Origin of the sequence: Actinoplanes sp. URMC 104 (assembly GCF_051386375.1) — a bacterium.
In the GTDB taxonomy this organism is placed as follows: Bacteria; Actinomycetota; Actinomycetes; order Mycobacteriales; family Micromonosporaceae; genus Actinoplanes.
On record NZ_JBPQTO010000004.1, the window covers coordinates 635,485 to 661,283 of the forward strand.

Annotated in this window: 31 protein-coding genes; all 31 read left to right on the forward strand. The window is 67.5% G+C overall.

What is annotated here, in order from left to right; translation table 11 throughout:
- Positions 1-462: 462 nt before the first annotated feature.
- Complete coding sequence (gene rpoB, locus ACSNN8_RS16785; RefSeq protein WP_436650137.1) at positions 463-3,903, forward strand: DNA-directed RNA polymerase subunit beta; 3,441 nt, start codon at positions 463-465, stop codon at positions 3,901-3,903.
- Between the two features lie 85 nt (positions 3,904-3,988).
- Positions 3,989-7,879, forward strand: coding sequence for a DNA-directed RNA polymerase subunit beta' (locus tag ACSNN8_RS16790; protein WP_436650138.1), 3,891 nt, complete (start codon positions 3,989-3,991; stop codon positions 7,877-7,879).
- A 101-nt stretch (positions 7,880-7,980) separates the two neighbouring features.
- Positions 7,981-8,292: a hypothetical protein gene (locus ACSNN8_RS16795; protein WP_436650742.1), complete on the forward strand. Its 312-nt coding sequence runs from the start codon at positions 7,981-7,983 to the stop codon at positions 8,290-8,292.
- A gap of 42 nt (positions 8,293-8,334) precedes the next feature.
- Positions 8,335-8,784, forward strand: coding sequence for a hypothetical protein (locus ACSNN8_RS16800; protein ID WP_436650139.1), 450 nt, complete (start codon positions 8,335-8,337; stop codon positions 8,782-8,784).
- A gap of 425 nt (positions 8,785-9,209) precedes the next feature.
- Positions 9,210-9,584: a 30S ribosomal protein S12 gene (gene rpsL, locus ACSNN8_RS16805; RefSeq protein ID WP_014440718.1), complete on the forward strand. Its 375-nt coding sequence runs from the start codon at positions 9,210-9,212 to the stop codon at positions 9,582-9,584.
- A 1-nt stretch (position 9,585) separates the two neighbouring features.
- Positions 9,586-10,056, forward strand: a complete 471-nt coding sequence (rpsG, locus tag ACSNN8_RS16810) for a 30S ribosomal protein S7 (RefSeq protein WP_436650140.1) — start codon at positions 9,586-9,588, stop codon at positions 10,054-10,056.
- Positions 10,057-10,143: 87 nt separating this feature from the next.
- Entirely contained in the window at positions 10,144-12,240 is a 2,097-nt protein-coding gene (gene fusA / locus ACSNN8_RS16815) for an elongation factor G (protein WP_436650141.1), read from the forward strand.
- 129 nt (positions 12,241-12,369) lie between these two features.
- On the forward strand, positions 12,370-13,563 hold the full coding sequence (gene tuf, locus ACSNN8_RS16820; protein ID WP_436650142.1) for an elongation factor Tu: 1,194 nt from the start codon (positions 12,370-12,372) through the stop codon (positions 13,561-13,563).
- Positions 13,564-13,873: 310 nt separating this feature from the next.
- A complete protein-coding gene (gene rpsJ, locus ACSNN8_RS16825; protein WP_097322778.1) occupies positions 13,874-14,182 on the forward strand; it encodes a 30S ribosomal protein S10 in 309 nt (102 codons plus the stop codon).
- Between the two features lie 13 nt (positions 14,183-14,195).
- Positions 14,196-14,846 carry a 50S ribosomal protein L3 gene (rplC, locus tag ACSNN8_RS16830; protein ID WP_436650143.1) on the forward strand — a complete coding sequence of 217 codons (651 nt, stop codon included), beginning with the start codon at positions 14,196-14,198 and terminating at the stop codon, positions 14,844-14,846.
- Positions 14,843-15,490 (forward strand): 50S ribosomal protein L4, encoded by a 648-nt coding sequence (rplD, locus tag ACSNN8_RS16835; RefSeq protein WP_436650144.1) that lies wholly within the window; start codon positions 14,843-14,845, stop codon positions 15,488-15,490. Before rplC ends, rplD begins: the two co-directional genes overlap by 4 nt.
- Positions 15,487-15,789 (forward strand): 50S ribosomal protein L23, encoded by a 303-nt coding sequence (gene rplW / locus ACSNN8_RS16840; protein ID WP_436650145.1) that lies wholly within the window; start codon positions 15,487-15,489, stop codon positions 15,787-15,789. Before rplD ends, rplW begins: the two co-directional genes overlap by 4 nt.
- 13 nt (positions 15,790-15,802) lie before the next feature.
- Entirely contained in the window at positions 15,803-16,642 is an 840-nt protein-coding gene (gene rplB / locus ACSNN8_RS16845) for a 50S ribosomal protein L2 (protein WP_436650146.1), read from the forward strand.
- 15 nt (positions 16,643-16,657) lie between these two features.
- Positions 16,658-16,939, forward strand: a complete 282-nt coding sequence (rpsS, locus tag ACSNN8_RS16850; protein WP_097322773.1) for a 30S ribosomal protein S19 — start codon at positions 16,658-16,660, stop codon at positions 16,937-16,939.
- A gap of 31 nt (positions 16,940-16,970) precedes the next feature.
- Positions 16,971-17,432 (forward strand): 50S ribosomal protein L22, encoded by a 462-nt coding sequence (gene rplV / locus ACSNN8_RS16855; protein ID WP_436650147.1) that lies wholly within the window; start codon positions 16,971-16,973, stop codon positions 17,430-17,432.
- Positions 17,432-18,289, forward strand: coding sequence for a 30S ribosomal protein S3 (gene rpsC, locus ACSNN8_RS16860; RefSeq protein ID WP_436650148.1), 858 nt, complete (start codon positions 17,432-17,434; stop codon positions 18,287-18,289). The genes rplV and rpsC overlap by 1 nt, the downstream gene beginning before the upstream one ends.
- Before the next feature lie 3 nt (positions 18,290-18,292).
- Positions 18,293-18,718, forward strand: a complete 426-nt coding sequence (gene rplP / locus ACSNN8_RS16865; RefSeq protein WP_097322770.1) for a 50S ribosomal protein L16 — start codon at positions 18,293-18,295, stop codon at positions 18,716-18,718.
- Positions 18,718-18,951, forward strand: a complete 234-nt coding sequence (rpmC, locus tag ACSNN8_RS16870; protein ID WP_436650149.1) for a 50S ribosomal protein L29 — start codon at positions 18,718-18,720, stop codon at positions 18,949-18,951. Before rplP ends, rpmC begins: the two co-directional genes overlap by 1 nt.
- Complete coding sequence (gene rpsQ, locus ACSNN8_RS16875; RefSeq protein ID WP_267561757.1) at positions 18,948-19,223, forward strand: 30S ribosomal protein S17; 276 nt, start codon at positions 18,948-18,950, stop codon at positions 19,221-19,223. The genes rpmC and rpsQ overlap by 4 nt, the downstream gene beginning before the upstream one ends.
- Before the next feature lie 94 nt (positions 19,224-19,317).
- On the forward strand, positions 19,318-19,686 hold the full coding sequence (gene rplN / locus ACSNN8_RS16880; RefSeq protein ID WP_015619002.1) for a 50S ribosomal protein L14: 369 nt from the start codon (positions 19,318-19,320) through the stop codon (positions 19,684-19,686).
- A 2-nt stretch (positions 19,687-19,688) separates the two neighbouring features.
- A complete protein-coding gene (rplX, locus tag ACSNN8_RS16885; protein WP_436650150.1) occupies positions 19,689-20,009 on the forward strand; it encodes a 50S ribosomal protein L24 in 321 nt (106 codons plus the stop codon).
- On the forward strand, positions 20,009-20,578 hold the full coding sequence (gene rplE, locus ACSNN8_RS16890; RefSeq protein ID WP_436650151.1) for a 50S ribosomal protein L5: 570 nt from the start codon (positions 20,009-20,011) through the stop codon (positions 20,576-20,578). The genes rplX and rplE overlap by 1 nt, the downstream gene beginning before the upstream one ends.
- A 2-nt stretch (positions 20,579-20,580) precedes the next feature.
- On the forward strand, positions 20,581-20,766 hold the full coding sequence (locus ACSNN8_RS16895) for a type Z 30S ribosomal protein S14 (protein ID WP_106130632.1): 186 nt from the start codon (positions 20,581-20,583) through the stop codon (positions 20,764-20,766).
- Between the two features lie 92 nt (positions 20,767-20,858).
- On the forward strand, positions 20,859-21,266 hold the full coding sequence (rpsH, locus tag ACSNN8_RS16900) for a 30S ribosomal protein S8 (RefSeq protein WP_189205406.1): 408 nt from the start codon (positions 20,859-20,861) through the stop codon (positions 21,264-21,266).
- 17 nt (positions 21,267-21,283) lie between these two features.
- On the forward strand, positions 21,284-21,823 hold the full coding sequence (gene rplF, locus ACSNN8_RS16905; RefSeq protein ID WP_436650152.1) for a 50S ribosomal protein L6: 540 nt from the start codon (positions 21,284-21,286) through the stop codon (positions 21,821-21,823).
- Positions 21,820-22,215 (forward strand): 50S ribosomal protein L18, encoded by a 396-nt coding sequence (rplR, locus tag ACSNN8_RS16910; RefSeq protein ID WP_436650153.1) that lies wholly within the window; start codon positions 21,820-21,822, stop codon positions 22,213-22,215. The genes rplF and rplR overlap by 4 nt, the downstream gene beginning before the upstream one ends.
- Positions 22,216-22,228: 13 nt before the next feature.
- Positions 22,229-22,852, forward strand: coding sequence for a 30S ribosomal protein S5 (gene rpsE / locus ACSNN8_RS16915; RefSeq protein ID WP_436650154.1), 624 nt, complete (start codon positions 22,229-22,231; stop codon positions 22,850-22,852).
- Positions 22,852-23,034 carry a 50S ribosomal protein L30 gene (gene rpmD, locus ACSNN8_RS16920; protein ID WP_026206137.1) on the forward strand — a complete coding sequence of 61 codons (183 nt, stop codon included), beginning with the start codon at positions 22,852-22,854 and terminating at the stop codon, positions 23,032-23,034. Before rpsE ends, rpmD begins: the two co-directional genes overlap by 1 nt.
- On the forward strand, positions 23,034-23,483 hold the full coding sequence (gene rplO / locus ACSNN8_RS16925) for a 50S ribosomal protein L15 (RefSeq protein WP_436650155.1): 450 nt from the start codon (positions 23,034-23,036) through the stop codon (positions 23,481-23,483). The genes rpmD and rplO overlap by 1 nt, the downstream gene beginning before the upstream one ends.
- Before the next feature lie 240 nt (positions 23,484-23,723).
- The gene (gene secY, locus ACSNN8_RS16930) at positions 23,724-25,070 is read left to right on the forward strand and encodes a preprotein translocase subunit SecY (protein WP_436650156.1); all 1,347 of its coding nucleotides are present in this window, start codon (positions 23,724-23,726) and stop codon (positions 25,068-25,070) included.
- A gap of 74 nt (positions 25,071-25,144) precedes the next feature.
- Positions 25,145-25,798, forward strand: a complete 654-nt coding sequence (locus ACSNN8_RS16935) for an adenylate kinase (protein ID WP_030436520.1) — start codon at positions 25,145-25,147, stop codon at positions 25,796-25,798.
- The last annotated feature ends 1 nt before the right edge of the window (position 25,799 follow it).

The window sequence follows — 25,799 nt, forward strand, 5'->3', positions numbered from 1 at the left end:
GCGGGCAAGCCGTGGAGTATGGTCGTCACAGCGCGCCGGGCGGGCGACGGCGCGAGGCCGACCCGCCTCGCAGCCCTTGACTGTGTGTCCGCTGACAGGCACGCTGACAACAGCAAGTTTCCGCGCTTGCGACAGCCGCCCCGCGGGTAAACCGGTGTCACCGGACCCAACGGGCCGGCGCCGAGGGAGAGTTGCCGCGTTCCGAGCGGCCCCGCACGAGGCCCTGGCCGATTGAGGCGCAGGTCAGAGGCCGCGGGGACACCGTTCCGCAGGCCCCCTCCGGTGTGGGCTGGACAGCGGTTAGCCGAGCGGCTACACTGCTAGTTTGCGCTGCCTTCTGTCTTGAGCCCTGCTAGGACATCCATCCGGATGAATTCCTAGGGGCTTGTTGGAGTGCACGCAGACAGTTGCATACCGCAGCTGCAGCCGCATCAGCAGCACCGGTCCTCGGAAGGACGCATCTTGGCAGCTTCCCGCCCTGCGAAGACCAGCCGTACGTCGAGCGCTTACGCACCCCGCCGTGTCTCTTTCGGCAGGATCACCGAGCAACTTGAGGTCCCCAACCTCCTCGCCCTCCAGACGGAGTCCTTCGACTGGCTGGTGGGAAACGAGGCTTGGCAGGCCCGGTCGACGGACGACCCGCACGCCCACTCGGGCCTCGCAGAGATCCTCGAAGAGATCAGTCCCATTGAGGACTTCTCCGGCACAATGTCGCTGTCCTTCTCGTCTCCCCGATTCGACGAGGTCAAGGCCTCGATCGAGGAGTGCAAGGAGAAGGATCTGACCTACTGCGCGCCGCTGTTCGTGACCGCGGAGTTCACCAACAACACGACTGGTGAGATCAAGAGCCAGACCGTGTTCATGGGCGACTTCCCGATGATGACCCCCAAGGGGACGTTCGTCATCAACGGCACGGAGCGCGTCGTGGTGAGCCAGCTCGTCCGGTCGCCGGGCGTGTACTTCACCAAGGAGCCGGACAAGACCTCCGACCGCGACCTCTCCAGCGTCAAGGTCATCCCCAGCCGGGGCGCCTGGCTGGAGTTCGACATCGACAAGCGCGACACCGTGGGTGTCCGGATCGACCGCAAGCGCCGGCAGGCCGTCACCGTCCTGCTCAAGGCGATCGGCTGGTCGGCCGACCAGATCCGTGAGCGGTTCGGCTGGTCCGAGCTGCTCATGACCACCCTCGAGAAGGACCACATCGCCGGGCAGGACGAAGCCCTGCTCGACATCTACCGCAAGCTCCGCCCGGGTGAGCCCCCGACCCGGGAGAACGCGCAGACCCTGCTCGACAACCTCTTCTTCAACCCGAAGCGGTACGACGTCGCCAAGGTCGGGCGCTACAAGTTCAACAAGAAGCTCGAGATCGACGTGCCGATCAACCAGGGCACGCTGACCGAGGAAGACATCGTCACGACCGTCGAGTACCTCTGCCGGCTGCACGCCGGTGAGGAGGGCTACGAGGCCGACGACATCGACCACTTCGGCAACCGCCGTCTGCGCACCGTGGGCGAGCTCATCCAGAACCAGGTCCGCGTCGGCCTGTCCCGGATGGAGCGCGTCGTCCGCGAGCGCATGACGACGCAGGACGTCGAGGCGATCACGCCGCAGACCCTGATCAACATCCGTCCCGTCGTGGCGGCGATCAAGGAGTTCTTCGGCACCTCCCAGCTGTCGCAGTTCATGGACCAGACCAACCCGCTGGCGGGCCTGACCCACCGGCGCCGGCTGAGCGCGCTCGGCCCCGGCGGTCTGTCGCGTGAGCGGGCGGGCTTCGAGGTTCGCGACGTGCACCCGTCCCACTACGGCCGGATGTGCCCGATCGAGACGCCCGAGGGCCCGAACATCGGTCTGATCGGCGCGCTCTCGACGTTCGCGCGGGTCAACCCGTTCGGCTTCATCGAGACGCCGTACCGCAAGGTCGAGGACGGCCGCGTCACGGACGAGGTGCACTACCTCACCGCGGACGAGGAGGACCGGTTCATCAAGGCGCAGGCGAACGCCACGCTGAAGAGCGACGGCACCTTCGCCGACGACCGCGTCCTGGTCCGCCGGAAGGGCGGTGAGGTCGACTACGTGCCCGGCACGCAGGTCGACTACATGGACGTGTCGCCGCGGCAGATGACCTCGGTCGCGACCGCGATGATCCCGTTCCTCGAGCACGACGACGCCAACCGTGCCCTCATGGGCGCGAACATGCAGCGCCAGGCCGTGCCGCTGGTCAAGGCCGAGTCGCCGCTGGTCGGCACCGGCATGGAGTACCGCGCCGCGGTCGACGCCGGTGACGTGGTCGTCGCCGAGGTCGGCGGCGTGGTCGAGGACCTGTGCGCCGACTACGTGACGGTGCACCAGGACGACGGGCACCGCCGCACCTACCTGCTGCACAAGTTCCGCCGCTCCAACGCCGGCTCCTGCGTCAACCAGAAGCCGGTTGTGTTCGAGGGTGACCGGGTCGAGGCCGGCCAGGTCATCGCCGACGGCCCGTGCACCGACGAGGGGGAGATGGCCCTCGGCCGCAACCTGCTCGTCGCGTTCATGTGCTGGGAGGGTCACAACTACGAGGACGCGATCATCCTGTCGCAGCGCCTCGTCCAGCAGGACGTCCTCACCTCGATCCACATCGAGGAGCACGAGGTCGACGCCCGCGACACCAAGCTCGGCCCGGAGGAGATCACCCGCGACATCCCCAACGTCAGCGAGGAAATGCTCGCCGACCTGGACGAGCGCGGCATCATCCGGATCGGCGCCGAGGTCGTGCCCGGCGACATCCTCGTCGGCAAGGTCACGCCCAAGGGCGAGACCGAGCTGACCCCCGAGGAGCGGCTGCTGCGCGCGATCTTCGGTGAGAAGGCCCGGGAGGTCCGGGACACCTCGCTGAAGGTGCCGCACGGCGAGACCGGCACGGTCATCGGCGTCCGCACGTTCTCGCGTGAGGACGGCGACGAGCTGCCCCCGGGCGTCAACGAGCTCGTCCGGGTCTACGTGGCCCAGAAGCGCAAGATCCAGGACGGTGACAAGCTCGCGGGCCGCCACGGCAACAAGGGCGTCATCTCCAAGATCCTGCCGGTCGAGGACATGCCGTTCCTCGAGGACGGCACCCCGGTCGACATCGTGCTCAACCCGCTCGGTGTCCCCTCGCGCATGAACATCGGCCAGGTCCTGGAGACCCACCTCGGGTGGATCGCCAAGACCGGCTGGGAGGTCGAGGGCGACGACCAGGAGTGGAAGCGCCAGCTGCGCGCGATCGAGGCGCACGAGTCCCCCGCGGACTCGAACGTCGCGACCCCCGTCTTCGACGGTGCGCAGGAGGAGGAGATCAAGGGCCTCCTCGAGTCGACGCTGGTCAACCGCGACGGTAAGCGGCTGGTCAACGGCGACGGCAAGGCGCAGCTCTTCGACGGGCGCTCCGGCGAGCCGCTGCCGGACCCGATCTCGGTCGGGTACGTCTACATCCTCAAGCTGAACCACCTGGTCGACGACAAGATCCACGCTCGGTCGACCGGTCCGTACTCGATGATCACGCAGCAGCCGCTCGGTGGTAAGGCCCAGTTCGGTGGCCAGCGGTTCGGCGAGATGGAGTGCTGGGCGATGCAGGCCTACGGCGCGGCCTACGCGCTGCAGGAGCTGCTCACCATCAAGTCCGACGACGTGCTCGGCCGCGTGAAGGTCTACGAGGCCATCGTCAAGGGCGAGAACATCCCGGAGCCGGGAATCCCGGAGTCGTTCAAGGTGCTGCTCAAGGAGCTGCAGTCGCTGTGCCTCAACGTCGAGGTGCTCTCCAGCGACGGCGTGGCCCTGGAGATGCGCGAGACCGACGACGAGGTCTTCCGGGCCGCGGAGGAACTCGGTATCGACCTGTCCCGGCGCCCGAACGAGGGCGTCAGCAGCGTCGAGGAGATCTGACGGACAGCGGCCTCCCTGGTGACAGGGAGGCCGCTCCCGCCGGCCTGGAACCCATTCGAGCAACGAAATACGAGGGATAGACCAAGTGCTCGACGTCAACTTCTTCGACGAGTTGCGCATCGGCCTGGCCACCGCCGACGACATCCGGCAGTGGTCGCACGGCGAGGTCAAGAAGCCCGAGACGATCAACTACCGCACGCTCAAGCCCGAGAAGGACGGACTCTTCTGCGAGAAGATCTTCGGTCCGCAGCGGGACTGGGAGTGCTACTGCGGCAAGTACAAGCGGGTCCGGTTCAAGGGCATCATCTGTGAGCGCTGCGGCGTCGAGGTGACCCGGTCCAAGGTCCGCCGTGAGCGCATGGGCCACATCGAGCTGGCCGCGTCGGTCACGCACATCTGGTACTTCAAGGGTGTGCCGAGCCGGCTGGGCTACCTGCTCGACCTCGCGCCCAAGGACCTCGAGAAGATCATCTACTTCGCCTCGTACGTGGTCACGAGCGTGGACGCCGAGGCGCGTCACCGCGACATGTCCACCATCGAGAACGAGATCTTCGCCGAGAAGCGTCAGTCGGAGAACGGCCGCGACTCGGAGATCGAGAAGCGTGCCGCCAAGCTCGAGCAGGACCTGGCCGAGCTGGAGGCCGAGGGCGCCAAGGCGGACGTGCGCCGCAAGGTCAAGGAGGCCGGCGAGCGCGAGATGCGCCAGATCCGCGACAAGGCGCAGCGCGAGATCGACCGGCTCGACGAGGTGCTCGACACCTTCCGCAAGCTCGACAGCAAGCAGCTGGTCACCGACGAGCTGCTCTACCGCGAGCTGCGGGACCGCTTCGGTGAGTACTTCACCGGCGGCATGGGCGCCGAGGCGATCAAGGCGCTGCTCGAGAACATGGACCTCGACGCCGAGGCCGAGAACCTGCGCGAGATCATCCGTACGGGCAAGGGCCAGCGCAAGATCCGGGCGCTCAAGCGCCTCAAGGTCGTCGCCGCGTTCCTCAACACGCGGAACTCGCCGCTGGGCATGGTCCTCGACTGCGTCCCGGTCATCCCGCCGGACCTGCGCCCGATGGTGCAGCTCGACGGTGGCCGGTTCGCGACCAGCGACCTGAACGACCTGTACCGCCGGGTCATCAACCGCAACAACCGCCTCAAGCGTCTGATCGACCTCGGCGCGCCCGAGATCATCGTGAACAACGAGAAGCGGATGCTGCAGGAGGCCGTCGACGCGCTGTTCGACAACGGCCGCCGCGGCCGGCCGGTCACCGGTCCGGGCAACCGCCCGCTCAAGTCGCTGTCCGACATGCTCAAGGGCAAGCAGGGCCGGTTCCGTCAGAACCTGCTCGGCAAGCGCGTCGACTACTCCGGCCGTTCGGTCATCGTCGTCGGCCCGCGCCTGAAGCTGCACCAGTGCGGCCTGCCCAAGCAGATGGCGCTGGAGCTGTTCAAGCCGTTCGTGATGAAGCGCCTGGTCGACCTGAACCACGCGCAGAACATCAAGTCGGCCAAGCGCATGGTCGAGCGTCAGCGGCCGGTCGTGTGGGACGTCCTCGAAGAGGTCATCAGCGAGCACCCGGTGCTGCTGAACCGCGCGCCGACCCTGCACCGCCTGGGCATCCAGGCCTTCGAGCCGCAGCTGGTCGAGGGCAAGGCGATCCAGATCCACCCGCTCGTCTGCACGGCGTTCAACGCCGACTTCGACGGTGACCAGATGGCGGTGCACGTGCCGCTGTCGGCCGAGGCTCAGGCCGAGGCCCGGATCCTGATGCTCTCGTCGAACAACATCCTCAAGCCGGCCGACGGCAAGCCGGTCACCATGCCCACCCAGGACATGGTCATCGGTCTGTACCACCTGACCCACCTCACGCCCGGTGCCAAGGGCGAGGGCCGGGTGTTCAGCTCGGACGCCGAGGCGCGGATGGCCTTCGACAACGGCGAGCTGCACCTGCAGGCGCCGATCAAGCTCCGCCTGCGGGACGTGGTGGGTGTCGACAACGGCGCCAAGGGCGCGCCGTGGGAGGCGCCGGAGGACTGGACCGAGGGCGAGCCCGTGCTCGTCGAGACCACCCTCGGCCGGGTCATCTTCAACGAGACGCTGCCCCCGGGCTACCGCTTCGTGAACTACGAGATCCGCAAGGGTCAGCTGTCGGCGATCGTCAACGACCTCGCCGAGCGCTTCCCCAAGGTCGCCCTTGCGGCGACCCTGGACGCGCTCAAGGAGGCCGGCTTCCACTGGGCCACCTGGTCCGGCGTGACGATCGGCATGGGCGACGTCATCGGCCCCCCGCGCAAGCCGGAGATCCTGCAGCGCTACCAGGTCGAGGCGGACCGGATCGACAAGCAGTACCAGCGTGGTCTCATGACCGCCGAGGAGCGTCGCGGCGAGCTCATCGAGATCTGGACCAAGGCGACCAACGAGATCTCCAAGGAGATGGAGACCGCGCTGCCGCAGGAGAACCCGCTCTGGGTGATGATCAACTCCGGCGCTCGCGGTAACCTCCTCCAGCTCCGGCAGATCGCCGCGATCCGTGGTCTGGTGGCCAACCCCAAGGGCGAGATCATCCCGCGGCCGATCACCTCGTCGTACCGCGAGGGTCTGACCGTGCTGGAGTACTTCATCTCCACGCACGGCGCCCGCAAGGGTCTGGCCGACACCGCGCTGCGTACCGCCGACTCGGGTTACCTGACCCGTCGTCTGGTGGACGTGTCGCAGGACGTCATCATCCGCGAGGAGGACTGCGGCACCGACCGCGCGATCCCGATGCAGGTGGGCGAGCGCGAGCCGGACGGCACGCTGGTCGTGCACACGCACGCGGAGACCGGTGTCCACGCCCGTACGCTGGCCGACGACATCAAGGACGCCAACGGCAACCTGGTCGTGGCGCGCGGCTCGGACCTCAACTCGATCCTGGTCGACAAGCTGGTCGCCGCCGGCGTCGAGAACGTCCGGGTGCGTTCGGTGCTGACCTGCGAGTCGAAGCTCGGCGTGTGCGCGGCCTGCTACGGCCGCTCGCTGCCGACCGGCAAGGGCGTCGACATCGGCGAGGCGGTCGGCATCATCGCCGCCCAGTCCATCGGTGAGCCGGGCACGCAGCTGACGATGCGTACCTTCCACACCGGTGGTGTCGCGGGTGAGGACATCACCCAGGGTCTGCCGCGTGTGCAGGAGATCTTCGAGGCCCGCGTGCCCAAGGGCAAGGCGCCCATCGCCGACACCCCGGGACGCATCCGCATCGAGGACGGCGAGCGCTCGCGGAAGATCATCGTGGTGCCGGACGACGGCAGCGAGGAGATCGTGTACGACAAGATCTCCAAGCGCGTCAAGCTCCGCGCCCACGACGGCGACCACGTCGGCGTCGGCGAGAAGCTGACCGAGGGCACCATCGACCCGCACGAGCTTCTGCGGATCATGGGTCCGCGGGCGGTCCAGGTCCACCTGACCCAGGAGGTCCAGGAGGTCTACCGCTCGCAGGGTGTGCTCATCCACGACAAGCACATCGAGATCATCATTCGCCAGATGCTCAAGCGGGTGACGGTCATCGACTCGGGCGCGGCGGAGTTCCTGCCGGGCGTGCTGGTCGACCGGGCGCTGTTCGAGTCGGAGAACCGCCGGCTCGTCGGCGAGGGTGGCGAGCCCGCCGCCGGTCGCCCGGTGCTCATGGGTATCACCAAGGCCTCGCTGGCCACCGACTCCTGGCTCTCGGCGGCCTCCTTCCAGGAGACCACCCGGGTGCTGACCGACGCGGCGATCAACTCGCGCAGCGACTCGCTGGTCGGCCTCAAGGAGAACGTCATCATCGGCAAGCTCATCCCGGCCGGTACGGGCATCAGCAAGTACCGCAACATCCGGGTCGAGCCGACCGAGGAGGCCAAGGCGAAGGTGTACTCGATGACCGGGTACCCGGAGACCGACTACGGCTTCGGGCCGGCCAGCGGGCAGGCTGTGCCGCTGGACGACTTCGACTTCGGGTCGTACCGCTAGGGTCCACGCTCCGAGGGGCGGTCGCGCACTGCGCGGCCGCCCTTCGGGCTTTCTAAGATGGGGTGGTGACGCTTCCCGCGGCGGTGCCCACCCGCCACCCGATGGATCCGGATCCGGGGCCCTCGTCGAAGGCCCGGGCGGTCTTCGCGCTCGGTCTGGTGGGTTTCCTGACCGGCGCGTTCATCGGCGGTGTGATTCCCGCCACGATCGCGCTGCTGGTCGCCCGGCAGGCGGCCCGGCAGGCGTACGAGGCCCAAGGTTTCCTGACCGGCTCGGCGTGGATCCGCCGGGGCCGCAGGCTCGCCTGGGCGGGCATCGTGCTGGCGCTCACGTCGCTGGTGATCGCGTCGATCGCGGGCCTGCTGCACCTGGCCGCGCCGCCCGGCAGCCAGTTCGCGCCGGGCACCGACTGAGGCGGGGTGCACCCTGCCCCGGACGAGTGACATGCTCTTGTCATGAGCCTGCCGCCCGCCGCCGTGCCTCCGCCGCCGCCCTCGGGCCGGTGGCGCCCGGAACGCGTCGACGCCCTGCCCGGCACGGAGTTCGGGCTGGTGCAGCTGCGGGTCGAGCCGATCACCTCCGGCCTGGCCATCGGCTCGCTGATCGCCGGCATCGGCTCGATCCTGGTCTCGCTGCTGGTGCTCTGCTTCGGCGTGGCCGGCTCGAGCGGTGGCTGGGGCGGTTGGGTGTCGGGCGCGTTCACGCTGCTGAGCGTGGCCGCGGGCGGGGGAGCGGTGGCGCTCGGGCTGGTCTCGCGCCGGCAGGTGCGCCGCTCGGGCCGTACGGGTCAGGTCCGGTTCACCGGCGCGGGGCTGGGCATGGCGGGCATCATCTGCGGGGCGGCCGGAGCGGGAATTGCTCTGCTGTCCCTCGCGTTGACTCTGGTGCTGCAGGTATCGGTCTGACGCACGATCGGGCACCGCGGCATTGGTATCCGATGGCACCCGGTACACTTGTATCGGAGATATCCGTCGCGTGGCACGAGGCCCAACAGGGCTCCTCGATTCGGGCTCATTTTGACCTGCGTGCTAGTGGTGGGTAATCTTTCCCTTCGTGCCCGGGCTTGCCCGGGCAACTCGTGCGTGCGCCCGAGTCGGCTAAGACGACTTGGCGGCGACACGCCGAGCCGGCGCCCCCGCCCAACGCGGGGCGTCGACACAGACAAGACCCGGTGCGCGTCGACTGGCGCGCGGCGGGACCGTGAGCCGGACGACACGCCCGACCGCGGGTGCCGGTCACCTCCCCGGAGTGGGGAAGTGACCAGCACACAGAGGCATACAGAAGACGGTGCGGCCGCCTAGGAAGCGGCCGAAGGGAGCGGAGAAACCCGGTGCCCACGATCCAGCAGCTGGTCCGAAAGGGCCGCCAGGCGAAGACGAGCAAGACCAAGACGCCGGCGCTGAAGGGAAGCCCTCAGCGGCGCGGCGTGTGCACGCGCGTGTACACCACTACCCCCAAGAAGCCGAACTCTGCGCTGCGCAAGGTCGCTCGTGTGAAGCTCAGCAGCCAGATCGAGGTGACGGCGTACATCCCGGGCGTCGGCCACAACCTGCAGGAGCACTCGATCGTGCTCGTGCGTGGCGGTCGTGTGAAGGACCTCCCGGGCGTCCGCTACAAGATCGTCCGCGGCTCGCTGGACACCCAGGGTGTCCGCAACCGCAAGCAGGCTCGCAGCCGGTACGGCGCGAAGAAGGAGAAGAGCTGACATGCCGCGTAAGGGCCCCGCTCCGCGCCACCCTGTGGTCGCGGACCCGGTTTACAACTCGCCGCTGGTCACTCAGCTGATCAACAAGATCCTGATCGGCGGCAAGCGTCAGCTCGCCGAGCGCATCGTCTACGGCGCCCTCGAGGGCTGCCGGGAGAAGAACGGCACCGACCCCGTGGTGACGCTCAAGCGCGCGATGGACAACGTCAAGCCGACCCTCGAGGTCCGCAGCCGCCGCGTCGGTGGCGCGACCTACCAGGTTCCGGTCGAGGTCCGTACGCCGCGCCAGACCACCCTCGGTCTGCGCTGGCTGGTCCAGTACTCCAAGGCCCGCCGCGAGAAGACGATGATCGAGCGCCTGCAGAACGAGCTGCTCGACGCCAGCAACGGCCTCGGCGCCGCCGTCAAGCGTCGCGAGGACACTCACAAGATGGCGGAGTCCAACAAGGCCTTCGCGCACTACCGCTGGTAAGACCCCGCTGCCGGCCCGGGTAACCCCGGGCCACAGCGCAAGTCGTACCGGTCCACGAGACGACGACGAAGAAAAGTAGGGATTGAAGTGGCCGCCGCAGACGCGCTCGCCAACGTACGCAACATCGGCATCATGGCGCACATCGATGCCGGTAAGACCACGACTACTGAGCGAATCCTCTTCTACACCGGTATCACGTACAAGATCGGTGAAGTCCACGATGGCGCCGCCACCATGGACTGGATGGAGCAGGAGCAGGAGCGCGGTATCACGATCACTTCCGCCGCCACCAAGTGCGAGTGGAAGGGCCACACGATCCAGATCATCGACACGCCCGGCCACGTCGACTTCACGGTCGAGGTCGAGCGGTCGCTGCGTGTTCTGGACGGCGCCGTGGCGGTCTACGACGGCGTCGCCGGCGTGGAGCCGCAGACCGAGAACGTGTGGCGGCAGGCGGACAAGTACCACGTTCCCCGGATGTGCTTCGTCAACAAGCTCGACCGGACCGGCGCCGACTTCTTCCGCTGCGTGCAGATGATGATCGACCGGCTCAACGCCACCCCGCTGGTCCTGCAGATCCCGATCGGGCTCGAGGGCGACCACATCGGTGTCGTCGACCTGGTCGAGATGCGCGCGCTCACCTGGCGCGGGGAGACCCAGAAGGGTGAGGACTACGCGATCGAGGAGATCCCGGCCGACCTGGCGGACTCCGCGGCCGAGTGGCGCGAGAAGCTGATCGAGACCCTGGCCGACGTCGACGACGCGGTCATGGAGAAGTACCTCGAGGGCGAGGAGCTCTCGGTCTCCGAGATCAAGGCGGCCATCCGGCGCGCCACGATCGCCAGCAAGGCGAACCCGGTTCTGTGCGGCTCGGCGTTCAAGAACAAGGGCGTTCAGCCCATGCTCGACGCCGTGGTCGACTACCTGCCGTCGCCGCTGGACATCCCGGCCATCGAGGGCACCGCCACCGACGGTGAGACCCCGATGCAGCGCAAGCCGTCGAACTCCGAGCCGTTCTCCGGCCTGGCGTTCAAGATCCAGACGGACAAGCACCTCGGCAAGCTCACGTACGTCCGGGTCTACTCCGGCACGCTCGACTCCGGCTCCCAGGTGGTCAACTCCACCAAGGACCGCAAGGAGCGGATCGGCAAGATCTACCAGATGCACGCGAACAAGCGTGAGGAGCGCGCCACCGCGCAGGCCGGCGACATCATCGCCGTCCAGGGTCTCAAGCAGACCACCACCGGTGACACGCTCAGCGACCCGGCGAACCCGGTCATCCTGGAGTCGATGACCTTCCCGGAGCCGGTCATCCAGGTCGCCATCGAGCCGAAGACCAAGTCCGACCAGGAGAAGCTGGGCACCGCGATCCAGCGCCTCGCCGAGGAGGACCCGACGTTCCGGGTCTTCAACGACGAGGAGACCGGTCAGACCATCATCGCCGGCATGGGCGAGCTCCACCTCGACATCCTCGTCGACCGCATGCGGCGCGAGTTCAACGTCGAGGCGAACATCGGTAAGCCGCAGGTCGCGTACCGCGAGACGATCCGCCGTGCGGTGGAGAAGATCGACTACGTGCACAAGAAGCAGACCGGTGGCTCGGGCCAGTACGCGAAGGTCATCGTCTCGGTCGAGCCGCTGCCGCTGGCGGCGGACGGCCCGACGTACGAGTTCGTCAACGCGGTGACCGGTGGCCGCATCCCCCGGGAGTTCATCCCGTCGGTGGACGCGGGCGCGCAGGACGCCATGCAGTACGGCGTTCTCGCCGGCTACCCGCTGGTCGGCGTCAAGCTGACGCTGGTCGACGGCCAGTACCACGAGGTCGACTCCTCCGAGATGGCGTTCAAGATCGCCGGTTCCATGGTGATGAAGGAAGCCGCTCGCCGCGCCGACCCCGCGCTGCTCGAGCCGATGATGTCCGTCGAGGTCACCACGCCCGAGGACAACATGGGCGACGTGATCGGCGACCTCAACAGCCGCCGTGGCATCATCCAGTCGATGGAGGAGCGTTCCGGCGCCCGCGTCGTCAAGGCGCTGGTGCCGCTCTCCGAGATGTTCGGCTACGTCGGCGACCTCCGGTCGAAGACTGCCGGCCGGGCTAGCTACAGCATGCAGTTCGACTCCTACGCCGAGGTCCCGCAGGGCGTCGCGAAGGAGATCATCGCCAAGGCGACGGGCGCCTAGTTCCCGCCGAAGCGCTGAGGCGCGTGCGGTCCGTCGAGGACCGCACGCGCGCGAGCAGTCGACAGAGTCCCCATCGCCTTATCGGGCGTGCCGGGCGAAAGAAAAACCACAGTCCACAGGAGGACACCAGTGGCGAAGGCGAAGTTCGAGCGGACTAAGCCGCACGTCAACATCGGCACCATTGGTCACATCGACCACGGTAAGACGACGCTGACTGCGGCCATCACGAAGGTCCTGCACGACCAGTACCCGGACCTGAACCCGTACACCCCGTTCGACGAGATCGACAAGGCGCCGGAGGAGAAGGCCCGCGGCATCACGATCTCGATCGCGCACGTCGAGTACCAGACCGCGGCGCGTCACTACGCGCACGTGGACTGCCCCGGCCACGCCGACTACATCAAGAACATGATCACCGGTGCCGCGCAGATGGACGGCGCGATCCTGGTGGTCGCCGCGACCGACGGCCCGATGCCGCAGACCAAGGAGCACGTGCTCCTGGCCCGCCAGGTCGGCGTTCCGTACATCGTCGTGGCGCTGAACAAGAGCGACATGGTCGAGGACGAGGAGCTCCTGGAGCTCGTCGAGCTCGAGGTTCGCGAGCTGCTCAGCACCTACGAGTTCCCGGGCGACGACGTGCCGGTCGTGCGCGTCTCGGCGCTCAAGGCGCTCGAGGGCGACGCGGAGTGGACCGAGCGTCTCATGGAGCTGATGAACGCGGTCGACACCGCGATCCCGCAGCCCGAGCGTGAGACCGAGAAGCCCTTCCTCATGCCGATCGAGGACGTGTTCACGATCACCGGTCGTGGCACCGTCGTCACCGGCCGGGCCGAGCGCGGCATCCTCAAGCCGAACGAGGAGGTCGAGATCGTCGGTATCCGCGAGAAGTCGACCAAGACCGTCTGCACCGGCATCGAGATGTTCCGCAAGCTGCTCGACGAGGCCCGCGCGGGTGAGAACGTCGGTCTGCTGCTGCGCGGCATCAAGCGCGAGGACGTCGAGCGCGGCATGGTCGTCATCAAGCCGGGCACCACGACCCCGCACACGGAGTTCGAGGGCCAGGTCTACATCCTCTCCAAGGAGGAGGGCGGCCGGCACACCCCGTTCTTCCAGAACTACCGCCCGCAGTTCTACTTCCGCACCACGGACGTCACCGGCGTCGTCACGCTGCCCGAGGGCACCGAGATGGTCATGCCCGGCGACTCCACCACCATGTCGGTCAAGCTGATCCAGCCGATCGCCATGGAGCAGGGCCTGAAGTTCGCGATCCGCGAGGGTGGCCGCACGGTCGGCGCCGGAACGGTCACGAAGATCAACAAGTAAGGTCGCCTGACCCCGATTAGCATTGCCGGCGACAATCCGGCATACTAGTCAGGTTGCGTCCGAGCGGGGTGGCTAGCTGCCTTCGGCAGCTGGCCACCCTCGCCGGGTGTCTGGGGTGTGTTTTTGAGCCGCCCGTGAGGACACCTCAAGATCCCCGCGATCTGGATGGCTGCTGCGCGCAGCTTTCTGAGAGCAAACGCGACACGCCCGACCGCGGGGGTCGGACAACGCAGGATCAACGGTCCTGCGGGCATGCGAGAGCCACCGCTTTCGCACGTAGCGGCATCGAGAGAAGGAAACAGAAGCCACCATGGCGGGACAGAAGATCCGCATCCGGCTCAAGGCCTATGACCACGAGGTCGTCGACTCCTCGGCGCGCAAGATCGTCGAGACGGTCACGCGTACTGGTGCGTCGGTCGCAGGCCCGGTGCCGCTGCCCACGGAAATCAACCGTTTCTGCGTCATCCGTTCGCCGCACAAGTACAAGGACTCGCGCGAGCACTTCGAGATGCGCACGCACAAGCGGCTGATCGACATCATCGACCCGACTCCCAAGACGGTCGACTCGCTCATGCGCCTCGACCTGCCGGCTGGCGTCGACATCGAGATCAAGCTGTAGGGATCTGCGACTGATGGACAGGCAAGTTAAGGGGATCCTGGGCGCCAAGCTCGGCATGACCCAGGTCTGGGACAACAACAAGGTCGTCCCGGTGACCGTGGTGCAGGCCGGCCCTTGCGTCGTGACCCAGGTCCGCACAGATGAGAAGGACGGCTATGCCGCCGTCCAGCTGGCGTATGGCGCGATCGACCCGCGGAAGGTCAACAAGCCCGAGGGCGGCCACTTCGCGAAGGCCGGTGTCTCGCCCCGGCGTCACGTGGTCGAGCTGCGCACGACCGACGCCGGCGAGTACGAGCTCGGCCAGGAGATCACGGTCGACACCTTCCCGGTGGGCACCGCGATCGACGTGACCGGCAAGACCAAGGGCAAGGGCTACGCCGGTGTCATGAAGCGGCACGGCTTCCACGGCCTCAAGAGCAGCCACGGTGTCGAGCGCAAGCACCGCTCGCCCGGCTCGATCGGCGCCTGCGCGACCCCGGGTCGCGTCTTCAAGGGCGTCCGGATGGCCGGTCGCATGGGTGGCAACCGCTTCACCGTGCAGAACCTGACCGTGCAGGCGGTCGACGCCGAGAACAACCTGATCCTGGTCAAGGGTGCGGTGCCCGGCCCCAAGGGCGCGCTCGTTCTGGTCCGCACCGCGGCGAAGAAGGGCGGTGCCCAGTGAGCTCGGTTGACGTGATCAACGTCGAGGGCAACAAGGCCGGCTCGGTCGAGCTGCCGGACGCGATCTTCGACGTGCAGGCGAACATCCCGCTGATGCACCAGGTCGTGGTGGCCCAGCTCGCGGCCGCCCGCCAGGGCACGCACAAGGCGAAGACCCGCGGCGAGGTCGCCGGCGGCGGCAAGAAGCCCTACAAGCAGAAGGGCACCGGCCGCGCCCGTCAGGGCTCGATCCGCGCGCCGCAGTTCACCGGCGGTGGCGTCGTGCACGGTCCCGTGCCGCGCGACTACAGCCAGCGGACCCCCAAGAAGATGAAGGCCGCCGCCCTGCGTGGCGCCCTGTCCGACCGGGCCCGCGACGGCCGCGTGCACGTGGTCGAGGCGTTCGTCAGCGGCGAGAAGCCGTCGACCAAGGCCGCGATCGCGACGCTGCGCAAGGCCACCGAGTCCACCAAGGTCCTGGTCGTGCTGAGCAGCACCGACGAGCTGAACTGGCTGTCGCTGCGCAACGAGCCGACCGTGCACCTGCTCGAGGCGGGCCAGCTCAACACGTACGACGTGCTGGTCGCCGACGAGGTGGTCTTCACCAAGGACGCGCTCGACGAGTTCCTGCGCGTGCCGGCGACCGCCGAGGGGGAGAACAAGTGAGCACCATCGCCGACCCGCGCGACGTCATCATCCGCCCGGTCGTCTCCGAGAAGAGCTACAGCGTTCTCGACCAGAACTGGTACACGTTCCTCGTCCACCCGGACGCGAACAAGACCCAGATCAAGATCGCGATCCAGCAGATCTTCAACGTCCGCGTGCTGACGGTGAACACCGCGAACCGCGAGGGCAAGCGCAAGCGCACCCGGACCGGCTTCGGACAGCGCAAGGCCACCAAGCGCGCCATGGTGAAGCTGGCTGACGGGGACCGTATCGAGGCCTTCGGCGGCCCGGTCAGCTAAGGGGTTTTGAACAATGGCTATCCGTAAGTACAAGCCGACCACGCCGGGCCGTCGCGGCTCCAGCGTCGCCGACTTCGCCGAGATCACCCGGTCCACCCCGGAGAAGTCTCTGCTGGTTCCGCTGCCCAAGAAGGGTGGTCGCAACGTCCACGGCCGCATCACCACGCGGCACCAGGGCGGCGGCCACAAGCGGCAGTACCGGCTGATCGACTTCAAGCGGGTCGACAAGGACGGCGTGCCGGCCAAGGTCGCGCACATCGAGTACGACCCCAACCGCACGTCGCGCATCGCGCTGCTGCACTACGCCGACGGCGAGAAGCGCTACATCCTCGCGCCGAAGGACCTCAAGCAGGGCGACCGCGTCGAGTCCGGCCCGGGCGCGGACATCAAGCCGGGCAACAACCTGCCCCTGCGCAACATCCCGGTCGGTACGACGGTCCACGGTGTGGAGCTTCGTCCCGGCGGTGGCGCCAAGCTGGCCCGCTCGGCCGGTGTCGGCATCCAGCTGCTCGGCCGTGAGGGCGCGTACGCCACGCTGCGTATGCCCTCGGGCGAGATCCGGCGGGTCGACATCCGGTGCCGTGCCACGGTCGGCGAGATCGGCAATGCCGAACAGTCGAACATCAACTGGGGCAAGGCCGGCCGCATGCGCTGGAAGGGCAAGCGCCCGACCGTCCGCGGTGTCGCCATGAACCCGATCGACCACCCGCACGGTGGTGGTGAGGGCAAGACCTCCGGTGGTCGCCACCCGGTCAACCCGGCTGGTAAGCCGGAGGGCCGTACCCGCCGCAAGGGCCAGCCGAGCGACAAGCTGATCGTTCGCCGCCGCTACGCCACCCGCAAGCGCGGGTAACGGGAGTAGAAGAAGATGCCACGCAGCCTGAAGAAGGGCCCGTTCGTCGACGACCACCTGCTCAAGAAGGTGGAAGTCCAGAACGAGAAGAACTCCAAGAACGTCATCAAGACCTGGTCGCGCCGCTCGATGATCATCCCGGACATGCTCGGGCACACGATCGCGGTGCACGACGGGCGCAAGCACGTCCCGGTGTTCATCACCGAGGCCATGGTCGGTCACAAGCTCGGCGAGTTCGCTCTGACCCGCACGTTCAAGGGTCACGAGAAGGACGACCGCAAGAGCCGTCGTCGCTAGTCAGTCCACGGATAAGAAAGGGGTCACAGCGATGCCGACAAAGAACGACGCACCGGCGCTGCCGGGCAGTCGCGCGGTTGCGAAGCACGTTCGCATCTCGCCGAACAAGGCACGCCGCGTGGTCAACCTCGTCCGCGGTCTGCCCGCGAAGGAGGCTCTGACCGTGCTGCAGTTCGCGCCGCAGGCGGCGAGCGAGCAGGTCTACAAGGTGCTCGCCAGCGCCATCGCGAACGCGGAGAACAACGAGCGGCTCGACCCGGACGCGCTCCTGGTCAGCGAGGCGTTCGTCGACGAGGGCCCGACGCTCAAGCGGTTCCGGCCGCGGGCGCAGGGCCGGGCGTACCGGATCCGCAAGCGCACCTGCCACATCACGATCGCCGTCGAGGCGGTCCAGGTCGCACGGCCCGCCAAGAAGGCGGCCGCGGCGAAGAAGGCGGCGCCGGCCAAGGCCGCGCCCGCTGCCGAGTCCAAGACCACGGAGGAGTCCGAGTAATGGGCCAGAAAGTTCACCCCACCGGATTCCGCCTCGGTATTTCGACCGACTGGAAGTCCCGTTGGTTCGCCGACAAGCTCTACAAGGACTACATCGGCGAGGACGTCAAGATCCGCCGCATGATGTCCAAGGGCCTCGAGCGCGCCGGCATCTCCAAGGTGGACATCGAGCGCACCCGTGACCGGGTCCGGGTCGACATCCACACCGCCCGGCCGGGCATCGTCATCGGCCGCAAGGGCGCGGAGGCCGACCGGATCCGCGGCGAGCTCGAGAAGCTCACCGGCAAGCAGGTCCAGCTCAACATCCTCGAGGTGAAGAGCCCGGAGTCCGACGCTCAGCTGGTGGCGCAGGGCGTCGCCGAGCAGCTGTCCTCCCGGGTCAGCTTCCGGCGGGCGATGCGCAAGGCCATGCAGTCGGCCATGAAGAACCCGATCTGCAAGGGCATCCGGGTGCAGGTCTCCGGCCGTCTCGGCGGCGCGGAGATGAGCCGCACGGAGTTCTACCGTGAGGGTCGCGTTCCGCTGCACACGCTGCGCGCCAACATCGAGTACGGCTTCTTCGAGGCCCGTACGACGTTCGGCCGCATCGGCGTGAAGGTCTGGATCTACAAGGGCGACGCCGTGCCGGGTCGCGAGGTCGTCACCGAGGCGCCGGCGCGTCCGCGCCGCGAGCGCGGTGACCGCCCCGAGCGTCCGCGCCGGGCCCGTTCCGGTTCGTCCGGCACGACCGCAGGCGGGACCGAGGCCGGCCGCGCCGCGGCCGCCCAGGCCAAGGGCGACACCCCGACCGGCGAGTCGGTGAACGACGCGGCTGTCGCCGCGGCGCCGGCCACGACCGAGACGCAGCAGGAGGGCTGACACATGCTGATGCCGCGTAAGCCCCCGAAGGGCTTCCGCAAGCCGCACCACCCGGACCGCCACGGCGCGTCCAAGGGCGGCAACCGGGTCGTCTTCGGCGAGTTCGGTATCCAGGCGCTGGAGCCCGCGTACGTGACCAACCGGCAGATCGAGTCGGCCCGTATCGCGATGACCCGTCACATCAAGCGTGGCGGCAAGGTCTGGATCTCGGTGTTCCCCGACAACGCCCTGACCAAGAAGCCGGCCGAAACCCGCATGGGTTCCGGCAAGGGCTCGCCCGAGTGGTGGGTCGCGAACGTCAAGCCGGGCCGCATCCTCTTCGAGATGTCGTTCCCGAACGAGACGATCGCGCGCGAGGCGATGCGCCGCGCGATCCACAAGCTCCCGATGAAGTGCCGCATCGTGACACGCGAAGTGGGTGAAAGCTGATGGCAGCGGGCGTTAAGGCATCCGAGCTGCGCGAACTCTCCGCCGAGGAGCTGGTTTCGCGCCTGCGGGAGGCCAAGGCGGAGCTGTTCAACCTTCGCGTGCAGGGCGCGACCGGCCAGCTCGACAATCACCGTCGGCTGCAGGTGGTCCGCAAGGACATCGCGAAGATCTACACGATCATGCGTGAGCGCGAGCTGGGGCTCTCGGTTGCGCCGGATGAGGTGACAGCATGAGTGACGAGAGCACGGCCACGGTCCGCGCGAACCGCAAGGTTCGCGAGGGTCTCGTGGTCAGCGACAAGATGGACAAGACCGTCGTCGTCGAGGTCGAGGACCGCGTGAAGCACGCCCTCTACGGCAAGGTTCTGCGTCGCACCCGCAAGCTCAAGGTGCACGACGAGCAGAACGCGTGCGGCATCGGCGACCGGGTTCTGCTGATGGAGACCCGTCCGCTGTCGGCCACCAAGCGGTGGCGTGTCGTGGAGATCCTCGAAAAGGCCAAGTGAGTGCGCTGGGCCGGCCACCCCGGCCGGCCCGGCCACCCATCGTTCCGCCAAGCTTCGGCCCCCGCCGGAGAACTGGCAGACATAGGAGACAGACGTGATTCAGCAGGAGTCGCGACTGCGCGTCGCCGACAACACGGGTGCCCGGGAGATCCTGTGCATCCGCGTACTCGGCGGCTCCGGTCGCCGTTACGCGAGCATCGGCGACGTCATCGTGGCCACGGTCAAGGACGCCATTCCGGGCGCCGGTGTGAAGAAGGGTGACGTCGTCAAGGCGGTCATCGTTCGCACCGCCAAGGAGAAGCGCCGTCCCGACGGCTCGTACATCCGCTTCGACGAGAACGCCGCCGTCATCATCAAGGACGGCGGGGACCCCCGCGGTACCCGCATCTTCGGCCCGGTCGGGCGCGAGCTGCGCGACAAGCGGTTCATGAAGATCATCAGCCTGGCGCCGGAGGTGCTCTGACCGTGAGCATGAAAATCAAGAAGGGCGACACGGTCGTCGTCATCGCCGGCAAGGACAAGGGTGCCAAGGGCAAGGTCATCGCGGCCTACCCGCGGCAGGACAAGGTCCTGGTCGAGGGCGTCAACCGCGTCAAGAAGCACGAACGCATCCGCACCACCCAGCGTGGTTCGAAGACCGGTGGCATCGTGACCCAGGAAGCCCCGATCCACATCTCCAACGTGCAGATCGTGGACGACCAGGGCAAGCCGACGCGCATCGGCTACAAGGTCGACGAGAACGGCAACAAGGTCCGTATCGCGCGTACGACCGGTAAGGAACTCTGATGACCGCCGCCACTGAGACCAAGACGCTGCCGCGCCTGAAGCAGAAGTACCGCAGCGAGGTTGTCGCCGCGCTTCAGGAGCAGTACAAGTACGGCAACCCGATGCAGGTTCCCGGCCTCGTGAAGGTCGTCGTGAACATGGGTGTCGGCGAGGCCGCCCGCGACGCCAAGCTGATCGACGGCGCCGTGCGCGACCTGACCACCATCACCGGTCAGAAGCCGCTCGTGCGGCGGGCGACCAAGTCCATCGCGCAGTTCAAGCTGCGTGAGGGCATGCCGATCGGCGCGAAGGTGACGCTGCGCAACGACCGGATGTGGGAGTTCCTCGACCGGCTGCTGTCGATCGCGCTGCCCCGTATCCGCGACTTCCGCGGCCTGGACGGGCGCAAGCTCGACGGGCACGGCAACTACACCTTCGGCCTGACCGAGCAGTCGGTGTTCCACGAGATCGACCAGGACCGGATCGATCGTCCGCGGGGCATGGACATCACGGTGGTCACGACCGCCAAGACCGACGACGAGGGCCGGGCGCTGCTCAAGCTCCTGGGCTTCCCGTTCAAGGAGAACTGAGCATGGCCAAGAAGGCGCTGATCCTGAAGGCTGCCGCGAAGCCCAAGTTCGCCGTTCGCGCCTACACCCGCTGCCAGCGTTGCGGCCGGCCGCACTCGGTGTATCGCAAGTTCGGCCTCTGCCGCGTGTGCATCCGTGAGATGGCCCACCGTGGCGAGCTCCCGGGCGTGTCGAAGGCTTCCTGGTAACCCTCCCGCTTCCAGCGGACAGAAGAGCAACACCGCTTCGCCGTAGGCCCGCCCGACGTGGGAACCCCGGCGAGAAAGGTTGACGAACACCCATGACGATGACGGACCCGATCGCAGACATGCTGACGCGTCTGCGTAACGCCAACCAGGCGTACCACGACAAGGTGACCATGCCCTTCTCGAAGATCAAGGCGAACATCGCCGAGGTCCTCAAGGCCGAGGGTTACATCGCCTCCTGGTCGGCCGAGGAGCCCGAGGAAGGCGCTGTCGGCAAGCGTCTGGTCGTTGAGCTCAAGTACGGCCAGAACCGCGAGCGCAGCCTCGCCGGCATCAAGCGCGTTTCCAAGCCCGGCCTCCGGGTGTACGCCAAGTCCGACGAGCTCCCGCGGGTGCTCGGCGGCCTGGGCGTCGCGATCATTTCGACGTCCCAGGGGCTGCTGACCGACCGGCAGGCCCGCAAGCGGAGCGTTGGCGGGGAAGTCCTCGCCTTCGTCTGGTAACTGGAGACTGAGAAACCATGTCGCGAATCGGACGTAAGTCGATCCCGGTCCCGGCCGGCGTCGACGTCACCATCTCGGGCCAGACCGTCAAGGTCAAGGGCCCCAAGGGCGAGCTGTCGCACACCGTCTCCGAGCCGATCACGGTCTCGCAGGAGGGTGGCGAGCTGCACGTCAACCGCCCCAACGACGAGCGCCGGGCCAAGGAGCTCCACGGCCTCTCTCGTACCCTGGTCGCCAACATGATCGTCGGCGTCACCGAGGGCTACAAGAAGACGCTGGAGATCAACGGCACCGGTTACCGGGTGACCGCCAAGGGCAAGGACCTCGAGTTCGCCCTCGGCTTCTCGCACCCGGTCAACGTCACGCCGCCGGCGGGCATCAGCTTCTCGGTGGAGCGCCCGACCCAGTTCACGGTGTCGGGCATCGACAAGCAGCTGGTCGGCGAGGTCGCCGCGAACATCCGGAAGATCCGCCCGCCGGAGCCCTACAAGGGCAAGGGCGTCAAGTACCAGGGCGAGGTCATCCGCCGTAAGGCCGGAAAGGCAGGTAAGAAGTGACCGCCACGCTTCTCAAGCGTCGCAACGGCGCGGGTGTCTCCGCCAAGCGGGCTGTCGGGAAGGCGCGTCGGCACTTCCGGGTCCGGCGGAACCTCCGCGGCACGACCGAGCGTCCGCGCCTGGTCGTCACCCGTTCCTCGCGGCACATCACCGCGCAGATCATCGACGACCTCAACGGTCACACCCTGGCCTCGGCCTCCACGCTCGACGCCTCGCTGCGCGGCGGCGAGGGCGACAAGAGCGCGAAGGCCGGCAAGGTCGGCGCTCTGCTCGCCGAGCGGGCCAAGGCTGCGGGCGTGTCCAAGGTCGTCTTCGACCGCGGTGGCAACAAGTACGCGGGGCGTATCGCCGCGCTTGCCGATGCCGCTCGCGAAGCCGGACTCGAGTTCTAGGAGGAATTGACCAATGCCTGGTCAGCAGCGCCGAGGCGGCGGGTCCGGCGGTAACACCGAGGGTGGCAACCGCCGGGACAACCGCCGTGAGGGCGGCCGCGGCAACGCGCCCGTCGAGAAGACCCCGCACCTCGAGCGGGTCGTCGCGATCAACCGCGTCGCCAAGGTCGTCAAGGGCGGTCGTCGCTTCAGCTTCACCGCTCTGGTGATCGTGGGCGACGGCGACGGCACCGTCGGCATCGGCTACGGAAAGGCCAAGGAGGTGCCCGCGGCCATCGCCAAGGGCGTCGAGGAGGCCAAGAAGCACTTCTTCAAGGTTCCGCGGATCGGCGCGACCATCCCGCACCCGGTGACCGGTGAGGCCGCCGCGGGTGTCGTGCTGCTCAAGCCCGCGTCCGCCGGTACCGGCGTCATCGCCGGTGGCCCGGTGCGCGCCGTGCTCGAGTGCGCGGGCATCCACGACGTGCTCTCCAAGAGCCTGGGCTCGTCGAACCCGATCAACATCGTGCACGCGACCGTCGCGGCCCTCAAGGGCCTCGAGTCGCCGGAGAAGGTCGCGGCCCGCCGCGGCCTGCCGGTCGAGGACGTGGCGCCGGCTGCCATGCTGGCGGCGCGTGCGGAAGCGGCGGTGCACTGATGGCGCGTTTGAAGGTCACCCAGATCCGGTCCGAGATCGGCCGCAAGCAGAACCAGCGGGACTCCCTGCGGTCGCTCGGCCTCAAGCGGATCAACGATGTGGTGGTCAAGGAGGACCGTCCCGAGATCCGGGGCATGATCTTCGCCGTGAACCACCTCGTGAGTGTTGAGGAGGTCGAGTAATGGCGATCAAGGTCCACCACCTCCGGCCGGCGCCGGGAGCCAAGACGCCGAAGACCCGCGTGGGTCGCGGTGAGGGCTCGAAGGGCAAGACCGCCGGTCGCGGCACCAAGGGCACCGGTGCCCGCAAGAACACCGGTGCGGCGTTCGAGGGTGGGCAGATGCCCCTCCACATGCGCCTGCCGAAGATCAAGGGTCTCAAGAACCGGCCCCGCAACAAGGTCGTCTTCCAGGTCGTGAACCTGGACCGCCTCGCCGAGCTGTTCCCGAACGGCGGCGAGGTCGGCCCGGACGAGCTGTTCCAGGCCGGCGCGGTTCGCAAGAACCAGCCGGTCAAGGTCCTCGGCTCGGGCGAGCTGGGCGGCGTGTCGCTGACCGTCAAGGCGCACGCGTTCAGCGAGTCGGCCAAGGAGAAGATCGCTGCTGCCGGTGGTTCCGCCACCGAGCTGTGACACCGGGGATGTCTGCCCGGGCGGTGCGAAAACGCGCCGCTCGGGCAGCCATCCCTTTGTGGCGTTTGACCTGGGCCTTTTCTGTCGGGTTGGCCGCCTACGCGCGGTGACGGCTACCGTGACACACCGCGCTCCGGCAAGACTGTTAGAGTCCGTTCCCAGCTAGGTATATCGGTCGTGCGGCCGATGCCTTTCCCCCACCCGCCGGTCCCGGCGGTTACCTCGCGCAGGAGGAAGAAGTTGCTCTCCGCCTTTACCAGTGCGTTCCGAACGCCTGACCTGCGCAAAAAACTGCTGTTCACGGTCTTCATCATCGCGCTGTACCGGCTCGGTGCCACCTTGCCCAGCCCCGGTGTGTCCTACACCAACGTGCAGCGGTGCATCGACATCGTGAACTCTTCGAACGCCGACAACGGCGTGCTCAACCTGCTGAACCTGTTCTCTGGAGGCGCGCTGCTCCAGTTGTCGGTGTTCGCGCTGGGCATCATGCCGTACATCACGGCCTCCATCATCCTGCAGCTGCTGACCGTGGTCATTCCCCGCCTCGAGCAGCTGCGCAAGGAGGGCCAGTCCGGCCAGGCGAAGATCACGCAGTACACGCGCTACCTGACCCTCGGCCTCGCGGTCCTGCAGTCCTCGGCGTTCGTCGCCCTGGCGCGGACCGGGCAGTTGTTCAACAACGCCTGCGACCAGAACGACCCGAAGCTGCAGATCATCCCGGAGAACACCGGCCTGCCGACCTGGCTCACGCTGAGCGTCTTGGTGCTCACGATGACCGCCGGCACCGGCATGGTGATGTGGCTCGGTGAGCTGATCACCGACCGCGGCGTCGGCAACGGCATGTCCGTGCTGATCTTCACCTCGATCGCCGCCCGCCTTCCCGGCGAGGGCTGGTCGATCAAGGAGTCGAGCGGCGTCGGCAAGTTCATCCTGGTGATCGTGCTGGTCCTGGTGATCATCGGCCTGGTGGTCTTCATCGAGCAGGCCCAGCGGCGCATCCCGGTGCAGTACGCCAAGCGCATGATCGGCCGGCGGATGTACGGCGGCACGTCCACCTACATCCCGCTCAAGGTCAACCAGGCGGGTGTCGTCCCGGTCATCTTCGCGTCGTCGCTGCTCTACCTGCCGCAGCTGTACCTGCAGTTCTTCGACCCGAACAACCTCAAGGGCTACCAGATCTGGATCCAGAAGTGGCTGGCCGACCCCACCAGCGAGCTGTACATCGGCGTCTACTTCCTGCTGATCATCTTCTTCACCTACTTCTACGTCTCGATCACGTTCAACCCGACCGAGGTCGCGGACAACATGAAGAAGTACGGTGGATTCGTGCCGGGCATCCGTCCGGGCAAGCCGACCGCCGACTACCTGGACTTCATCCTCAGCCGCATCACGCTGCCGGGCGCGCTGTACCTTGGTCTGATCTCGGTTCTGCCGAACTTCTTCTTCATCTGGCTGAACCAGCAGCAGTACCAGAACTTCCCCTTCGGCGGCACGGCAGTGCTGATCATGGTGGGTGTGGGTCTGGAGACGGTGAAGCAGATCGAGAGCCAGCTGATGCAGCGCAACTACGAAGGGTTCCTCCGGTAGTGGGGACGCGAAGCCGGGGGGCTTCTGCGTCTGCGGTATGCGAGGCTCGTTCTCACCGAAGCGAGGCGATGTAGGTGCGGCTGGTACTGGTGGGCCCTCCGGGGGCCGGCAAGGGGACCCAGGCTGAGTTCATCGCCGCCCATCTGGCCGTACCGAAGATCTCGACCGGCGACATCTTCCGCGCCAACGTCTCGCAGGGTACGCCGCTGGGCGTCGAGGCCAAGCGCTACATGGACGCGGGCCAGCTGGTTCCGGACGAGGTGACCATCAACATGGTCCGGGACCGGCTGGCCGAGCCGGACGCCGGTGACGGCTTCCTGCTCGACGGCTTCCCGCGCACGGTCCCGCAGGCGTCGGCGCTCGACAAGCTGCTCGCCGACCTGGGCACGGCGCTCGACCTGGTGATGGAGCTCGTGGTCGACGACGACGAGGTCATCCGCCGGCTCTCGGGCCGTCGCACCTGCCGGGGCTGCGGCAAGATCTGGCACGTCGAGTTCGACCCGACGAGCAAGGAGAACATCTGCGACCGCTGCGGGTCGGAGCTGTTCCAGCGGGACGACGACAAGGCCGAGACCATCGCCAACCGGCTGGTGGAGTACGCCGAGAAGACGGCGCCGCTGGTCGACTTCTACGGGGCCCAGGGCAAGCTGGTGGGCATCGACGCGACCGGCCCGGTCGAGGACGTCACCGTGCGCGCCATCGACGCGCTGCGGTCCTACGGGGGCTGAG

Excerpts from the sequence above, each read along its gene's own strand:
- ACSNN8_RS16795 (WP_436650742.1), top strand. The coding sequence starts at position 7,981 with ATGGATCCGGATCCGGGGCCCTCGTCGAAGGCCCGGGCGGTCTTCGCG.
- ACSNN8_RS16800 (WP_436650139.1), top strand. The coding sequence starts at position 8,335 with ATGAGCCTGCCGCCCGCCGCCGTGCCTCCGCCGCCGCCCTCGGGCCGG.
- rpsG (WP_436650140.1), top strand. The coding sequence starts at position 9,586 with ATGCCGCGTAAGGGCCCCGCTCCGCGCCACCCTGTGGTCGCGGACCCG.
- rpsJ (WP_097322778.1), top strand. The coding sequence starts at position 13,874 with ATGGCGGGACAGAAGATCCGCATCCGGCTCAAGGCCTATGACCACGAG.
- rplC (WP_436650143.1), top strand. The coding sequence starts at position 14,196 with ATGGACAGGCAAGTTAAGGGGATCCTGGGCGCCAAGCTCGGCATGACC.
- rplB (WP_436650146.1), top strand. The coding sequence starts at position 15,803 with ATGGCTATCCGTAAGTACAAGCCGACCACGCCGGGCCGTCGCGGCTCC.
- rpsS (WP_097322773.1), top strand. The coding sequence starts at position 16,658 with ATGCCACGCAGCCTGAAGAAGGGCCCGTTCGTCGACGACCACCTGCTC.
- rplV (WP_436650147.1), top strand. The coding sequence starts at position 16,971 with ATGCCGACAAAGAACGACGCACCGGCGCTGCCGGGCAGTCGCGCGGTT.
- rpsC (WP_436650148.1), top strand. The coding sequence starts at position 17,432 with ATGGGCCAGAAAGTTCACCCCACCGGATTCCGCCTCGGTATTTCGACC.
- rplP (WP_097322770.1), top strand. The coding sequence starts at position 18,293 with ATGCTGATGCCGCGTAAGCCCCCGAAGGGCTTCCGCAAGCCGCACCAC.
- rpmC (WP_436650149.1), top strand. The coding sequence starts at position 18,718 with ATGGCAGCGGGCGTTAAGGCATCCGAGCTGCGCGAACTCTCCGCCGAG.
- rpsQ (WP_267561757.1), top strand. The coding sequence starts at position 18,948 with ATGAGTGACGAGAGCACGGCCACGGTCCGCGCGAACCGCAAGGTTCGC.
- rplE (WP_436650151.1), top strand. The coding sequence starts at position 20,009 with ATGACCGCCGCCACTGAGACCAAGACGCTGCCGCGCCTGAAGCAGAAG.
- ACSNN8_RS16895 (WP_106130632.1), top strand. The coding sequence starts at position 20,581 with ATGGCCAAGAAGGCGCTGATCCTGAAGGCTGCCGCGAAGCCCAAGTTC.
- rpsH (WP_189205406.1), top strand. The coding sequence starts at position 20,859 with ATGACGATGACGGACCCGATCGCAGACATGCTGACGCGTCTGCGTAAC.
- rplF (WP_436650152.1), top strand. The coding sequence starts at position 21,284 with ATGTCGCGAATCGGACGTAAGTCGATCCCGGTCCCGGCCGGCGTCGAC.
- rpsE (WP_436650154.1), top strand. The coding sequence starts at position 22,229 with ATGCCTGGTCAGCAGCGCCGAGGCGGCGGGTCCGGCGGTAACACCGAG.
- rpmD (WP_026206137.1), top strand. The coding sequence starts at position 22,852 with ATGGCGCGTTTGAAGGTCACCCAGATCCGGTCCGAGATCGGCCGCAAG.
- rplO (WP_436650155.1), top strand. The coding sequence starts at position 23,034 with ATGGCGATCAAGGTCCACCACCTCCGGCCGGCGCCGGGAGCCAAGACG.